The organism is Dietzia cercidiphylli, assembly GCF_039531545.1.
GTDB classification, from domain to species: domain Bacteria; phylum Actinomycetota; class Actinomycetes; order Mycobacteriales; family Mycobacteriaceae; genus Dietzia; species Dietzia natronolimnaea.
On the sequence record NZ_BAAAQG010000007.1, the window covers coordinates 562,027 to 576,583 of the forward strand.

Annotated in this window: 13 protein-coding genes; 6 read left to right on the forward strand and 7 right to left on the reverse strand. The window is 70.4% G+C overall.

The features are described from left to right. Together glgX and ABD250_RS08925 are read right to left on the reverse strand one after the other, a co-directional pair. The gene (glgX, locus tag ABD250_RS08920; protein WP_182658278.1) at window positions 1–2,145 is read right to left on the reverse strand and encodes a glycogen debranching protein GlgX; all 2,145 of its coding nucleotides are present in this window, start codon (window positions 2,143–2,145) and stop codon (window positions 1–3) included. 56 nt (window positions 2,146–2,201) lie between these two features. Further along, entirely contained in the window at window positions 2,202–4,361 is a 2,160-nt protein-coding gene (locus ABD250_RS08925; RefSeq protein ID WP_182609853.1) for an acyltransferase family protein, read from the reverse strand. A gap of 139 nt (window positions 4,362–4,500) precedes the next feature. On the opposite strand from ABD250_RS08925, the gene ABD250_RS08930 reads away from it, so the two are divergent. Beyond that, window positions 4,501–5,106, forward strand: coding sequence for a hypothetical protein (locus tag ABD250_RS08930; protein WP_218873204.1), 606 nt, complete (start codon window positions 4,501–4,503; stop codon window positions 5,104–5,106). A gap of 3 nt (window positions 5,107–5,109) precedes the next feature. Here the strand turns inward: ABD250_RS08930 and ABD250_RS08935 are convergent, their stop codons facing one another. Beyond that, entirely contained in the window at window positions 5,110–5,829 is a 720-nt protein-coding gene (locus tag ABD250_RS08935; protein WP_179525094.1) for an NUDIX hydrolase, read from the reverse strand. 72 nt (window positions 5,830–5,901) lie between these two features. Between ABD250_RS08935 and nadA the strand changes: the two genes are divergently transcribed. The 3 genes from nadA (at window position 5,902) to ABD250_RS08950 (ending at window position 8,476) form a co-directional block, all read left to right on the forward strand. Continuing rightward, entirely contained in the window at window positions 5,902–6,987 is a 1,086-nt protein-coding gene (nadA, locus tag ABD250_RS08940; RefSeq protein WP_187700272.1) for a quinolinate synthase NadA, read from the forward strand. An 11-nt stretch (window positions 6,988–6,998) separates the two neighbouring features. Then, window positions 6,999–7,886 carry a carboxylating nicotinate-nucleotide diphosphorylase gene (gene nadC, locus ABD250_RS08945; RefSeq protein ID WP_422110540.1) on the forward strand — a complete coding sequence of 296 codons (888 nt, stop codon included), beginning with the start codon at window positions 6,999–7,001 and terminating at the stop codon, window positions 7,884–7,886. 65 nt (window positions 7,887–7,951) lie between these two features. Continuing rightward, entirely contained in the window at window positions 7,952–8,476 is a 525-nt protein-coding gene (locus ABD250_RS08950; protein WP_182616728.1) for a hypothetical protein, read from the forward strand. 9 nt (window positions 8,477–8,485) lie between these two features. Here ABD250_RS08950 and ABD250_RS08955 read toward each other — a convergent pair whose 3' ends face one another. The 4 genes from ABD250_RS08955 to ABD250_RS08970 form a co-directional block, all read right to left on the reverse strand. After that, window positions 8,486–9,016 carry a hypothetical protein gene (locus tag ABD250_RS08955; RefSeq protein WP_182659281.1) on the reverse strand — a complete coding sequence of 177 codons (531 nt, stop codon included), beginning with the start codon at window positions 9,014–9,016 and terminating at the stop codon, window positions 8,486–8,488. Between the two features lie 89 nt (window positions 9,017–9,105). Further along, window positions 9,106–9,999, reverse strand: a complete 894-nt coding sequence (locus ABD250_RS08960; protein ID WP_179525097.1) for an NAD(P)H-hydrate dehydratase — start codon at window positions 9,997–9,999, stop codon at window positions 9,106–9,108. Then, window positions 9,996–10,733, reverse strand: coding sequence for a histidine phosphatase family protein (locus ABD250_RS08965; RefSeq protein ID WP_179525098.1), 738 nt, complete (start codon window positions 10,731–10,733; stop codon window positions 9,996–9,998). Before ABD250_RS08965 ends, ABD250_RS08960 begins: the two co-directional genes overlap by 4 nt. A 40-nt stretch (window positions 10,734–10,773) precedes the next feature. Next, on the reverse strand, window positions 10,774–11,955 hold the full coding sequence (locus tag ABD250_RS08970) for a zinc-dependent alcohol dehydrogenase (RefSeq protein ID WP_182658049.1): 1,182 nt from the start codon (window positions 11,953–11,955) through the stop codon (window positions 10,774–10,776). Between the two features lie 104 nt (window positions 11,956–12,059). Here ABD250_RS08970 and ABD250_RS08975 point away from each other — a divergent pair, with 104 nt between their 5' ends. Next, window positions 12,060–13,535 carry a flavin-containing monooxygenase gene (locus tag ABD250_RS08975; protein WP_182658050.1) on the forward strand — a complete coding sequence of 492 codons (1,476 nt, stop codon included), beginning with the start codon at window positions 12,060–12,062 and terminating at the stop codon, window positions 13,533–13,535. A 227-nt stretch (window positions 13,536–13,762) separates the two neighbouring features. After that, on the forward strand, window positions 13,763–14,554 hold the full coding sequence (locus ABD250_RS08980; protein WP_241730507.1) for a serine/threonine protein kinase: 792 nt from the start codon (window positions 13,763–13,765) through the stop codon (window positions 14,552–14,554). The last annotated feature ends 3 nt before the right edge of the window (window positions 14,555–14,557 follow it).

The following is a 14,557-nucleotide window of genomic DNA, read 5'->3' on the forward strand; positions in this document are numbered from 1 at the left end:
TCAGGTGACCTTGCGCAGCACGATCGTGCCGCGATCGGCCACCGTGATCGTGTCGTCCGACCCCAGCTCACCGGTGCGCTCCTCGAGGTGGACCGCGGTGTCCAGGACGACCTCCCAGCTCTCGGCGTACTCGGACCCCAACAACGAGAACTCGATGGGCTCGTGGTGGGCGTTGAACAGCAGGAGGAACGAGTCGTCGACGATCCGCTGGCCACGCTCGTCGGGTTCGTGGATGCCCTCACCGTTGAGATAGACGGCCAGGGACTTGCCGAAGCCGGAGTCCCAGTCCTTGTGGGTCATCTCGGACCCGTCCGGGCTGAACCAGGCGATGTCCTGTGGGTCCTCGTCGTCGCGGAGAACGGTGCCGAAGAACCTGCGCCGGCGGAACACCGGATGGTCCTTCCGCAGTCGGACCAGGGTGCGGGTGAACTCGAGGAGGTCTTCCTTCTCCTCGTCGAGGTCCCAGCTCATCCACGCGATCTCGTTGTCCTGGCAGTACACGTTGTTGTTCCCGCCCTGCGTGCGGGCGATCTCGTCACCGTGGGCGATCATCGGCGTGCCCTGCGACAGGATGAGGGTGGTCAGCATGTTGCGCCGCTGCCGGTGGCGCAGACGCAGCACCTCGGGGTCGTCGGTGGGTCCCTCGACCCCGCAGTTCCAGGAGCGGTTGTGGCTCTCGCCGTCGTTGCCGTCCTCGCCGTTGGCCTCGTTGTGCTTCTCGTTGTAGCTGACCAGGTCGTTGAGGGTCAAGCCGTCGTGGGCGGTGACGAAGTTGATCGAGGCGGTGGGGCGACGTCCGGTGTTCTCGTACAGGTCCGAGGAGCCGGTCAGGCGGGAGGCGAACTCGCCGAGAGTGGCGGGCTCTCCCCGCCAGAAGTCGCGGACGGTGTCGCGGAACTGCCCGTTCCACTCCGTCCACAGCGGCGGGAAGTTGCCCACCTGGTAGCCGCCCTCGCCGACGTCCCACGGCTCGGCGATCAGCTTGACCTGGCTGACCACCGGGTCCTGCTGGACCAGATCGAAGAACGAGGACAACCGGTCGACGTCGTGCAGCCCCCTGGCCAGGGCGGAGGCGAGATCGAACCGGAACCCGTCGACGTGCATGTCGAGGACCCAGTACCGCAGCGAGTCCATGATGAGCTGCAGGGAGTGGGGGTGCCGGACGTTGAGCGTGTTCCCGGTGCCCGTGTAGTCCATGTAGTGCTGTTCGTCGCCCTCGACCAGACGGTAGTACGCCTGGTTGTCGATCCCGCGGAACGCGATGGTGGGTCCCATGTGGTTACCCTCCGCGGTGTGGTTGTAGACCACGTCCAGGATCACCTCGATGTTGGCGTCGTGGAACGCCTTGACCATCGCCTTGAACTCGCTCACCGCGTCACCGGGCTTCTCCGCGAACGCGTACTCGTTGTGCGGGGCCAGGAAGCCGAAGCTGTTGTACCCCCAGTAGTTCCGCAGCCCCATGTCGATCAACCGCTGGTCCTGCATGAACTGGTGCACCGGCATCAACTCGATCGCGGTGACGCCGAGGTCGGTCAGGTAGTCGATGATCGCCGGGTGGGTCATGCCGGCGTAGGTGCCGCGCATCTCCGCCGGGATGTCGGGGTGCGTGGCGGTCATGCCCTTGACGTGGGCCTCGTAGATCACGGTGTTGTGGTACTCGTGCCGGGGCGCGCGGTCGTTGCCCCAGTCGAAGTAGGGGTTGATCACGACGGTGGTCATGGTGTGACCGAGGGAGTTCTCGGTGTTCCGTCGACCCGGGTCGTCCAGGTCGTAGCTGTGCAGGCTCGGGTGGCCGTCGAACTCCCCGTCGAAGGCCTTGCCGTACGGGTCGAGCAACAGCTTGGAGGGGTCGCAGCGCAGACCGTTCTCGGGCTCGTACGGCCCGTGCACCCGGAAGCCGTAGCGCTGCCCCGGGGTCACCCCGAACAGATAGCAGTGCCAGATATGACCGTCGACCTCGGTGAGCTCGACGCACTGCTCCCCGCCGTCGCGGTCGATCAGGCACAGGTCGACGCGCTCGGCCACCTCGGAGAACAGCGCGAAGTTGGTGCCGGTTCCGTCATACGTGGCACCGAGGGGGAAGGCGGTACCAGGCCAGGCACGGATGAGCTCTGGGGCGGACTGCTGCGCGTCGTCGTTGGTCACAAAGCCCAACAGTAGTGCGTTTCGGGGCGGGAGCCGCTGTGCCGGGCCCCCGGCGGTCACCACCAGCCGGTCGCGGGCCCCATCTGCCTGGCCAGTTCGCCCGACGCGGACCGGACCCACGACCCGGAGAGGTGGTGGGAATCGTGGTAGACGATCACGTTGCCCACCACGACCGGGCAGTTCGCCGGGTCGCACAGGCCGTCGGTGAGGTCGATCAGTCGGACCGAGTCGATCCCGGCCCCGGCGAGCCCGGCCGGGTTGATCGGCGCGATGGACCGCTCCCGGGGCATCCCGCACTCCTCGGGGGTGCCGCCGTCTCCCAGACAGTCCCCGGCCCGGATCGGGCCGCGGCCCTGGTTGAGCCACGGGGTGTCCCGGACGGCGATCACGCCGATGCCCTGCTGGTCGAGTGCACGCCATAGGTCCACGTACTGGCGCGGGGTGACGTCCGGGCCCACGACCCCCACCGGCCGGGTGGCGGTGGTGAACACGAAGTCGGGTGCCAGGCCCACGAGGGCGGCCAGGGCGGCGGGCGTCCACTCGGCGCAGCTCTCGTACAGCAACTCGTCGCTGTCGGACACCGAGGCGTCCAGGGTCAGCGGGCACCCCATCTTGAGCACCGTGACCACCCGGAAGCCGTAGTGTCGGCCGACCTCGTCGAGGCCGCTGATCCAGTGCTCGGCGTGGGAGCCACCCACCAAGGCGATGGTGCGCGGCGCGGTGACGTCGCCGTACACGCACATCTGCACCTCGGCCGACTCGAAGTTCGAGATGCAGCCGTCCAGGGTGCTCACGGGCAGGTCGTTGCCCACCTGCAGCAGTGAGGGGACGTAGTCGGCGTCCTCGGGGACCGGGATGCCGTCGAAGAAGGCGCGGGCCCCGGGGTGGTCCGGGTCGGTCAGTGAGTCGACATAGGGCACGGCCGAGCGGGAGGCGGACGTGGCGGTCCACCATCCGACCGTCCCGAGGCTGGCCACCGCGGCCACCACGACGAGGGCGGTGGCCTGGACGAAGCGGCGCTGATCGCGCGCGTTGCGTCCGGACCCCTTGCGGAGCGAGTCACGCTTCTGGGCGGCGGGGGTGGACCGCCCGCGTGCCCGGCTGGCCATCCGCAGCGGTCGCTCGACGTACTTCTCGGTCAACAGGGCGAGCACCACGGAGACCGCGACGATCGCCAGCCCCGACACCAGCGTGATCTCGGCCTGCCGGTCGTAGGAGAGCCAGAGGATGAGGAGCGGCCAGTGCCACAGGTACAGGGAGTACGAGATGTCGCCCAGGCGTCGGAACACCCGCGCGGACAGCAGCCAGGTGACCGGGTCCCTCCGCGGTGTCGCGCGCTCGCCCTCGGGGAGGTTGCCGCCGAGGATGATCAGCAGGGCCCCGCCGATCGGGTACCAGGCCAGGGGGCCGGGGAAGTAGGCGGCGCCGTCGATCACGAAGCCGCAGCTCACGATGAGCGCCAGCCCGGCGACGGTGCTGAGCATGCGCAACGGCCACGGCAGCACGATCCCCGCCAGCAGGATCGCCACGAGACCACCGACGAGGAGCTCCCACATCCGGGCGCCGGTGTCGTAGTAGTTCCAGGGCTGGTTGACGGCCTGCCCGTAGGCGGACCACCACACCGAGGCCGCGGTGCCCACGGCCACCACTCCGAGGAGCATCCACTTGGGCGAGCCGCCCCGCCCGATGAGCCGCCACATCGCGGTCAGGCCCAGGACGACGCCGAGGGCGACGAGATAGAACTGGCCCTGCACCGACATGGACCACAGGTGCTGCAGCGGCGAGATGGTGGCGTCGGCCGCCGCGTAGTCCTGGGAGGTGAGCGCGAGTTCCCAGTTCTGGTAGTACAGCAGTGAGGCGAGGGTCTGTTCGAAGATCGCCGACCACTGGGTAGGGGGCTTGATGAGGATCGTCCCCACGACGGTCGCGGCCACCGTGACCACCAACGCCGGGTACAGCCGACGGACCAGTCGCGTGAGATGGGGGATCGGGTTGAGGGCGGTGCGCCCGTCCGAGGCGCCGCGTAGGAGCGATCCCAGGAAGAAGAATCCGGAGAGGGTGAGGAACACATCGACGCCGCCGGAGACGCGGCCCATCCAGATGTGGAACACCACGACCAGTGCGATGGCCAGCCCGCGGAGCCCGTCGATGTCGTGCCGGTAGGCCATCTTCCCTCGCCGGCGGCGAGCAGGCGAGATCGGAGTGCTGGTGGCCACTGGCGAGTACTTCCTGACGGGTCGTCCGGTCTGTGCAGGCGCCCCGACTCTGCGAGCGCGTGCACCGAAGAGCATGGCGGAGCCGCGTCCGATTACACCACAGACGGTCGACAGCGCCCGCGTTGGTACAGTCCGGCCCATGCTCAGCTCGCCGCCGATCCGCGCCGTGGGGACCGTGACGGGAGTCGTCGGTCCGGCCGTGGTCGCGCTGCTGCTGTGGATCGTGGCGGCACCCCGCTCGGAGTTGCTCTCGGTGGGCGGCGGGAGGGGGTTGCGGCTCCCGGAGTCCGGGACGGACGGCGGCAGCCAGCTCCTGATGTTGATCGTCCTCCTCGGGGCGGCCGTCGTGTGTGCGGTGCTGACCTTGTGGCACCGTCACCCGGGCCTGCGGAGGCCGGGTGGCGTCACCGTCCTCGTGGTGCTTCCGGGGCTGACGTGTGCGGTCGCCGCGGCGGCCGCCTCGCCGCTCGCCGCGTTGCTGGCGCCGCCCGCGGAGGACGCCCCGTACGGGGCGGTGGTGGCGCAGTCGCCGGCGGCGGGGGCGCTGTTCTTCGACCGCATGATCTACGGGACGTCGGGGCCGTCGTGGGACTGGTTCCCGCCCGGGGCCGGATGGCTGGTATTCGGCGCGATGATCGCTGCCTTCACCGTCGCGGTGTTGGCCCATTTCAGCCACTCGCCGGAGTTGCGTGACGGGGTCGACGGAGTGCGGCCGGAGTCGGCTGCGCCGGACCGGCTCGCCTGAGCTCTACAGGCGGTTCTCGGCGACGGCGTCGACAGGCGGCCGGAGGGTCGCGAACTGGTCGGTGATCCGCAACCTGCGCTCGGAGAAGCGGTACAGCGCGGCGGGCCGACCCCCCGAGGGTCCCGGTGGCGCGCTGCGCCCGCACCGCACGAGCTCGCCCCGCCTGGTGAGGACCCTCTGCAGGTTGGTCGGATCCACAGGGTGGCCCAGGGCGGCGCCGTAGAGCTGCGCGAGATACGACAGCGTGAACTCCACGGGCGCCAGGGCGAACCCCAGGGTCGAGTAGGAGAGCTTGGCCGCGAGGCGGGCGCGGGCGCGGGCGACGATCTCCGCGTGGTCGTAGACGGTGTCGGGCAGCTGGTCGACCCGGAACCAGGCCGTGTCGTCGGGGATGGCCGGGTCGGCGTCGCTGGGGAGGACGCCGAGGAACCCGGAGGCGAACACGCGTCGGCCGGGTATGCGCCCCGGGTCGGAGAACTCCGCCACGGATTCCAGGTGGCTGAGCGATTGCACGTCGACCTTCTCGGCGAGCTGCCGGGTGGCGGAGGCGGGCAGGTCCTCGTCGTCCCGGACCTCACCGCCGGGCAGCGCCCACCGGCCGGCGGCGGGCCCGAGGGAGTGCCGCCAGAGCATCACGTGGAGCGTGGGCGCGGTGGCACCGGGGGCCGGTCGCACCTGGGTCACCACGACGAGCACCTCGTGACCGGTGTTACACTGCATCATGTTTTCGATTGTAAGTCGAAAACAGGGCCGGTGGCGTATCGGCCCACAGAACCGACCCGGGAGGGGGCAGCGATGAGCACTGCCACAGGACACGGCACCACGGTCGCGCCACGGCCCGACACCACCGTCGGACGGCTCGACTCGCCGCTCGCCACGAGGATCCGCCACGACGGCGCGGTGTACACGGGCGTCGAACCCGACGCGGAGTGGGCCGCCGAGATCCGCCGCCTCGCCGGCGAGCGTGACGCGGTGATCCTCGCCCACAACTACGAGGTCCCCGCCATCCAGGACATCGCCCACCACGTGGGGGACTCCCTGGCCCTGTCGCGCATCGCCGCGGAGGCCGAGCAGTCGACCATCATCTTCTGCGGCGTCCACTTCATGGCGGAGACCGCCAAGATCCTCTCGCCGGACAAGACCGTCCTCATCCCCGACGAGGCGGCGGGCTGTTCGCTGGCCGACTCCATCACCGCCGAGCAGTTGGCGGAGTGGAAGTCCGAGCACCCCGATGCCGTGGTGGTCTCCTACGTCAACACCACCGCCGCGGTGAAGGCCCTCACGGACATCTGCTGCACCAGCTCCAACGCGGTCGAGGTGGTCGAGTCGATCGACCCGGACCGCGAGGTGCTGTTCCTGCCCGACCAGTTCCTCGGCGCGCACGTCCGGCGCAAGACCGGCCGCGACAACGTGCTCGTGTGGGCGGGCGAGTGCCACGTCCACGCCGCGATCAACGGTGACCAGCTCACCGCCAAGTCGCAGGCCCACCCGGGCGCCGAGCTGTTCGTCCACCCCGAGTGCGGCTGCGCCACGAGCGCGCTGCACCTCGCCACCGAGGGTGCCGTGCCGGCCGACCAGGTCAAGATCCTGTCCACCGGCGGGATGGTCGACGCCGCCCGCTCCTCGGGTGCCCGCGAGGTCCTGGTGGCCACCGAGATCGGGATGATCCACCAGCTGCGCAAGGCGGCTCCGGAGATCGACTTCCTCCCGGTCAACGACCAGGCCAGCTGCCCCTACATGAAGATGATCACCCCGGCCGCGCTGCTGCGCGCGCTCGTCGAGGGCGCCGACGAGGTGCACGTCGATCCCGCAACGGCCGAGGCCGCGCGCGGGTCCGTCGAGCGGATGATCGCCATCGGCAACCCGGGATCCGGGGAGTGACCGGCGCGGGCGTGGGTTCGCCGGTATCCGGGGGAGACGACGACGAGCTCTTCGACCCCGACACCCGTGCCGACGCCCTGATCGCGATCAGGCGCGCCCTCGAGGAGGACCTGCGTTACGGCCCGGACGCCACCTCGCTGGCCACCGTGCCCGCGGACTCCCGTGCCACCGCACGACTCGCGACCCGATCCGACGGGGTGGTGGCCGGGTTGCCGCTGATCGGGATGGTCCTGACCGAGGTGCTCGGCGACGACTACTCGGTCACGCTCCGGGCGGGGGACGGTGACCGCGTCTCGGCCGGCGACGTGGTGGCCGAGATCACCGCTCCGACGCGCGGGCTGCTCACCGCCGAGCGGACACTGCTCAACCTCGTGTGCCACCTCTCGGGGGTGGCCACCGCGACCCGGGCATGGGCCGACGAGCTCAGTGGCACCGGCTGCGCCGTGCGCGACACCCGCAAGACCATGCCCGGCATGCGCCTGCTGCAGAAGTACGCCGTCCGCTGCGGCGGCGGGGTCAACCACCGACTCGGCCTCGGGGACGCCGTCCTGGTCAAGGACAACCACGTGGTGGCCGCCGGTGGGGTGGTTCCGGCGCTGGCCGCCGTGCGCGAGCACTTCCCGGACCTGCCCTGCGAGGTCGAGGTGGACTCCCTGGAGCAGCTCGACCAGATGCTCGACGCAGGCGTGGACCTGGTCCTGCTGGACAACTTCCCCGTCTGGCAGACGCAGATGGCCGTGCAGCGTCGGAACGCGATCTCGCCCCGGACCCGGCTGGAGTCCAGTGGCGGCCTCGGTCTGGACGTCGCCGCCGACTACGCGCGCTGTGGTGTCGACTTCCTCGCCGTCGGCGGGCTCACCCACTCGGTTGCGGTCCTCGACCTCGGCCTGGATATGTGAGGTCCACCGCACCCGGCCGTTCGGGTGAGGTGTGGGTCGCCGGAACCCGCGTAAAGTTTGATGACATGACGGGCTTCTGGGACACGAGCGAGAAGAGCACTCCGGCGGAACGCCGACAGCAGCGGATGGCGGAGGCGCGCCGACGCGTGGAGTCCGGGGAGAACACCTCACCGCCGCCTCCGCGGCCCGCCCCCGGCAAGCCCGCCCGGAGTCGCTCGGCGCGCTCGCCCAGGGCGGCCACCGTGGACCCGCTCTCCGTCACCGGGGCGCAGTTCGCCGTCTGGCGTAGCGTCCAGCACTTCTGCGCCACCGACTCGCTCCCGGACGCCCGCGGGGCCGATCTGGACCTGCTGGTCGCCTGGTCGGACTCCATCCAGCCGTTCCGCCTGCGCCAGCGGATAGTGGCACGCCTGGACTCCCAGGGCGCGTGGCTGCCGGTCTGCTACGCCAAGGACGGCGCCCGCGAGGCGATCACCCAGGCGCAGGCCGACCGTTACCGCGAGGCCAGGCTCGGCGAGTCCACACTCTCCGGTGGCGCGCAGAAGTCCCTCCGGGAGACCGACCACCCGGAGACCACGACCTCGCTCTGAGCAGGGCCGTCAGCGAGCGGCCAGTGCGAACCGCCGGCCCCGCGGTCGCGGGCCGGTGCTGAGGACCAACTCGTCGGCACCGGACTCACGGCCGGCCGGGCCCGTGGTCTCCTTGACGGCGGTGACCTCGTCGTCGTCGTGGAGGTCGTCGTCGGCGGTGCCGTCCCCGGTCGGGTCGTCGGTCAGGTTGACCGCCTCGGCGTCGCCGGGTTGCTCGTCCACCGCGACGATCGCCCCCTCCCGCTCGAGATCGATGATCGCGGTGCGGGCCGCCCGGGCGTACCGCAGGTGTCGCATCGCGGGGGTGTCCGTATCGGGGTCGGAGGGGTCCACGTCGCCCAGTCTCAGCGGCTCGCCCGAGGGGGCCTCGTAGGCCTCGCAGACCGATTCGACGATCTCGTCCACCCCCAGACTGTCCCACTCCCCGAGTTTGTCCACGACGATCATGCGGGCGCGTTCCAGCGCGTCGGGCCCGGGGTCGGTGGCGGCGTCGATGGCGGAACGGATCTTCTCGGAACGGATCTTGTCAGTCGAACTCATGACCCGAGCCTGCCAGTCCCGGCGCCGGGATGCAGCCGGTCGCGCGGGCGCGCCCGGTGTGCGCCCGGTGTGCTCTGACGGACGCGCCGCTAGGACGAGAGCTCGGCCATGACTCGGGGGACCTCCGACAGCAGCTCCCGGGCGAGGAAGCCGGTGGGCCCGACCCGCACCGCGAGCCGCTCACCGGCCCGGCCGTGGGCGAAGGTGGCCCAGGCGGCGGCCTGCGCGGGCTCTGCGCCGCGGGCGAGCAACCCGGCGATGACCCCGGCCTTGACGTCTCCGGACCCGGACACCCCGAGCCCCTGCGTGCCGGATTCGTCGCGCCACAGACGGCCGTCGGGCGACGCGATCCACGACGTGGCCGCCCCGGACACCACCACGGCGCGGGTGCGCCGGGCGAGGTCGGCGACCCGGCGTGGGGTGTCGGCCTCGACCTCGGACTCGGGGACGTCGAGCGTCCTCGAGAGCTCCCTGGGGTTCGGGGTGAGCACGCAGCGCCCGTCGAGGTGGGCGACCCCGTCCGGATCCGAGGTCAGGTACGCCAGGCCCAGCGCGTCCAGGACCAGCGTGCAATCCAGATCGGGGACGACCCGGCGGAGCAGTTCCCCGGCGACCCCGACGCGGCCGAGGCCGGGCCCGATGACGACGGCCGCACAACCCTCCGCCAGCTCGCAGATGGTCTCCGCACCGGCCGGGGTCAGCTCGCCCTCCTCGTCCTCGGGCAGTCCGACCGTCATCGACTCCGGGATCCGCAGCGCCAGGCCAGGCGCCACGGAGGACGCCGTGGCGATCTGGAGCTTGCCGGCGCCGGCGCGCAGCGCGGCCTCCGCGGCGAGGAGCACCCCGCCCGGGGTCGTGCGACCGCCTCCCACCACGAGCACCCGGCCCCGGCTCTCCTTGCCGCCGCCCGGCGCGGGAAGAGCCCAGCCCCGCAGACGGTGGGAGGTCAGGACGATCTCCTTCTCCGACGGACCGCCGTTCACCGGCCGTCCTCGTCCGCCGCGGATCCCTCGCGGGTCGTCGGTGCCGCGGCCCGCTCCACGGCCGTGGTGTCGGCGTACCGCTCGAGTTCCAGCGCCGCGCCGCCGTGCCGGTACGTGGTGACCGAGCAGTTGGGTAGGGGGTCCGCCCGGTCCACGTGGAGGATGTCCTGCTCGGCCATCTGCTCCAGCGCCACCCGGAACCCCATGATCACCGCCTGGTGGCTGAAGACGCACAACCGTTCACCGGCGTACTGCTGGCGCAGGTCGGTGAGCAGGTAACGCACGCGGAGGACCACGTCCGTCCAGCTCTCACCGCCCGGGGGCCGGTAGTAGAACTTCCCGATCCGGTCGCGCCGCTCCGCCTCCTCCGGGAAGCGGTCACGGATACCGTGTCCGGTGAATCCGTCCAGGATCCCGAGGTCACGCTCGCGCAGCCGCTCGTCGGTGAGGAGAGTGGCGTCCAGGCGGGCGGCCTCCAGCGCGGCGGCGGCGGTGTCCGCCGCGCGCCGGTACGGGGAGGTCAACCACACCGTGGGTCGGTGCTCCTCCGGCAGGTCGGCGAGCCACGCGCCGACCGCCGACGCCTGCGTGAACCCGGTATCCGACAGGGGTGTGTCGGCGTCCCGGTAGTCCAGGTCGAGGCGGTGCGCCCCGGCGGCCCGGGCCTCGTCGTCGGCGATGTTCCCCACGCTCTGCCCGTGGCGGACGAGCAGGAGTCGGGACAGTTCGGTCATATCCGCAACCTACCCATCCGCATCCCGCCCGTCCCCGGACTCACGGCGTGAGGACGATCTTCACGGCCCCGTCCTGCTTCTTCTGGAAGATCTCGTAAGCGTGGGGGGCGTCCGACAGTGGGAGCCGGTGCGTGGCGAAGTCGTCCACGCCCAGCGGGTCGGCATCGGTGAGCAGCGGCATGATGTCCGGCACCCAGCGCTTGACGTTGGCCTGCCCCATCTTGAGCGTGAGCTGCTTGTCGAACATCGTCAGCATCGGCAACGGGTCGGCGACACCGCCGTACACGCCGGACAGCGAGATGGTCCCACCGCGGCGCACGATGTCGATGGCGGAGTAGAACGCGGCGAGCCTGTCGACTCCCGAGTGCTCCATCATCTTCTTGCCCAGGAACTTCGGGAGCATCCCCACGGCCGCGTGGGCCGCCGTGGCGACGGGGGACCCGTGTGCCTCCATCCCCACCGCGTCGATCACGGAGTCCGGCCCGCGGCCGTCGGTCATGTCGCGGATCACGTCGCCCAGCTCACCGGGGAGCTCGGAGGGGTCGAGTACCTCGACACCCCGGTGCGCCTGCCGGGCCCGGCGCTCCGCGACCGGGTCCACTCCGATGACGCGGTGTCCGCGGTGGGCGGCGATCCGGGCGGCCATGTCGCCGATCGGTCCCAACCCCAGGACGACGACCGTCCCGCCGTCGGGGATCTGCGCGTACTCGACCGCCTGCCAGGCCGTCGGCAGCACGTCGGACAGGTACAGGTACCGGTCGTCGGTGTGCTCGTGCGGCACCTGGATGGTGGTGTTCTGGGCCTGCGGGACCCTCAGGTACGCGGCCTGACCGCCCGAGACGCTGCCGTACAGCTCGGAGTACCCGAACAGTGCCGCGCCCATACCCTGGTCACGGACCTGGGTGGTCTCGCACTGAGTATTGAGGCCCTTGTCACACATGTAGCAGTGGCCGCACGAGATCTGGAACGGCATCACCACGCGGTCGCCGGGTTTCAGGTCGGAGAGACCGGACCCCACCTCCTCGACGATCCCCATCGGCTCGTGGCCGAGGATGTCGCCCTCGTTCATGAACGGCCCGAGCACCTCGTACAGGTGTAGGTCGGATCCGCAGATGTTCGTGCTGGTGATCCTGACGATCGCGTCGGTGGGATCCTCGATCCTGGGATCGGGTACCTCGTCCACGCGGACGTCGCGCTTGCCGTGCCAGGTGACCGCCTTCATGGCAGGCTCCTCTCGCTGGTCGTGTCATGCGCGCTCACGCATATCACCGACGCTACGAGGCCGCGGGAGTCGACGCATCCGGTCGCCCGAGGAGGTAGACCTGAGTGGTGACCGATCTCCGCCAACCCCGCGTGGTGATCATCGGCGCGGGGGTCGCGGGGATAGCCGCCGCGCACACGTTCATGCGGGCCGGGCTGACCGACGTGACGATCTGCGAGAAGGGCACCGACGTCGGTGGGGTGTGGCACTGGAACCGTTATCCGGGTCTGACCTGCGACGTTCCCTCCCAGCTCTACCAGTTCGGGTTCGCCCCCAAGGCCGACTGGTCACACGTCTGGGCATCGGGGGAGGAGATCCAGCGGTACCACCGGGACGTGGTGGACCGGGTCGGTCTGAACGCCTGGCTGCGGCTCGGGACCGAGGTGACGGACGCCGTGTACGACGACGAGTCCGCCACCTGGACGGTGACGACGGCAGCGGGGGAGGTGCTGCACGCGGACTTCGTGGTGTGCGCGACCGGGGTGCTGCACCACCCGTACGTGCCCGATATCGACGGGCTCGACTCGTTCGCCGGACCGGTCGTCCACACCGCCCGCTGGGATCCCGGGCTGGAGACCGGCGGGTCCCGGGTGGCGGTGATCGGCTCCGGTTCCACGGGAGTGCAGATCGTGTCCGCCCTGCAGCCGGAGGCGTCACGGCTTCTGCACTTCGCCCGATCCCCGCAGTGGATCCTGTGGGCGCCGATGACTGTGCGGCAGCCCGCACCGCTCACCGCCCTGCTCCGTCGGTCACCCGGATCGCAGCGGAGGATGTACGCGACGGCCCTGTGGGCCTCGGGGATCCTGGCGGACGTGGTCCTCAAGCCGACCTGGCGGCGTCGCGCGGTGCAGGCCTACGCCCGCGTGAGTCTCCGTCGGCAGGTCCGCGATCGTCGGCTCCGGGAGGCGTTGACCCCGGACTACGAACCACTGTGCAAGCGCCAGGTGGTCTCGGGTACCTACTACCGCGCAATCACCGCCCCCAACGCGGAGTTGGTCACGGGTCCGATCTCCGAGGTGACGCCCACCGGCATCCGTACCGGCGACGGTGTCCACCACGAGGTCGACGTGATCGTGCTGGCCACGGGTTTCCGAACCCACGAGTACATGCGGCCCATGCGGATCACCGGCCGCGACGGCCTGAGTCTCGATGAGGCCTGGGCCGCAGGTCCGCGCGCATACCGGATGACCGCGATCCCGGGATTCCCCAATCTCTTCACCGTCCTCGGCCCCAACTCGCCGACCGGATCGATCCCACTGCAGTTCTCGGCAGAGCTCACCTCGCGTTACATCGCGCAGTGGATCGAGCGATGGCGGCTCGGCGAGCTCGACGCGGTCGAGGTGACCGAGCGGGCGACCGCCGAGTTCTCCCGCGCGGTGGGTGCGGCGATGGGACCGACGGTGTGGAACACCGGGTGCACGTCCTGGTACCAGACCGCCGGCGGTGAGATCGATCTCTGGCCCTTCGACCGGAAGCGGATGGGGGAGATGCTCGACCACCCCGACGAGCAGGACTTCACGACGGTCCTGCTCGGCTCCTGAGAATGCGGTGCGCTGCCGGTCGCGAGGTGGATAAAGTGACTGTCATTCTCCGGACGTAGGCCGACTCGTCGGCAGTGTCGATGGTGGTGACTATGAGCAATCCGTCAGGTGGCTCCGGTTGGGACGGTTCCAGCTGGGACGGTCACCGAGGCAACGACGGGGGGTGGGGGCAGGAGGCTTACGGAACGGGTCCACAGGCTCGCTCTCGCAACGGCCTCATGTGGGTGATGGGTGGGCTCATCGTGGTGCTGCTCGTCGTCCTCGCCGGCGCGGCCGGCTACCTCGTCGCCTCGGACGGCGGCGAACCGGGTGCGGTGCCAGAGCCGACGACGACCTCCGTGGAACCGGCTACGGGGTCCCCCGTCCCTGAGACGATGCCAGCTGCAACCGCTTCTCCATCAGCACGGACCTCCGACTGCGACCCGGACGAGATCGCGAGGGAGGCGGGTATCGCCCGTCGGAACGTCAACGTGGACCGGTGCGCGGGGGCGTGGGCACTGGCGCACGTCTTCGTACAGCAGGGCGAACCCGCCGGGGATACGCAGTACATAGTGAGCCGTGTCGATGGGAGCTGGAACCGATACACCGGGATCCCGTCCACAACGTGCCGTCAGGAGGCGGAGGCCGACGGCATGCCCGCCGAGATCGCCGCGGTCCTGGACGACTGCCGGTCCTCGGCCGCACCGACCGGCGATCTGGGACTGAATGTCCCGATGTCCCGCCCCGCGTGCGATGGCCGGGGGATCGTGGTCCTGTACTCCGCCGTCACCCCGGGTGAGTACGCGCAGGAGATCGCTGCAGCACTGGCGCGGAACCCGGGTGCGTCCTACTTACGCACCGACATGGCGTGCCCATCGCTGCGCGCGAGGGATGAGAACGGCAACGTCATCTATGCCGTCTACCGTGCTTCCGGGTACTCCCGGCAGGAGCTGTGCGCAGACGTGCGAGCGATGGGGCCACCCGCCTACGGTCGCTGGCTGGACTCCACCAGCGACCCGTCGACGCTGGTCACCTGCTGAACA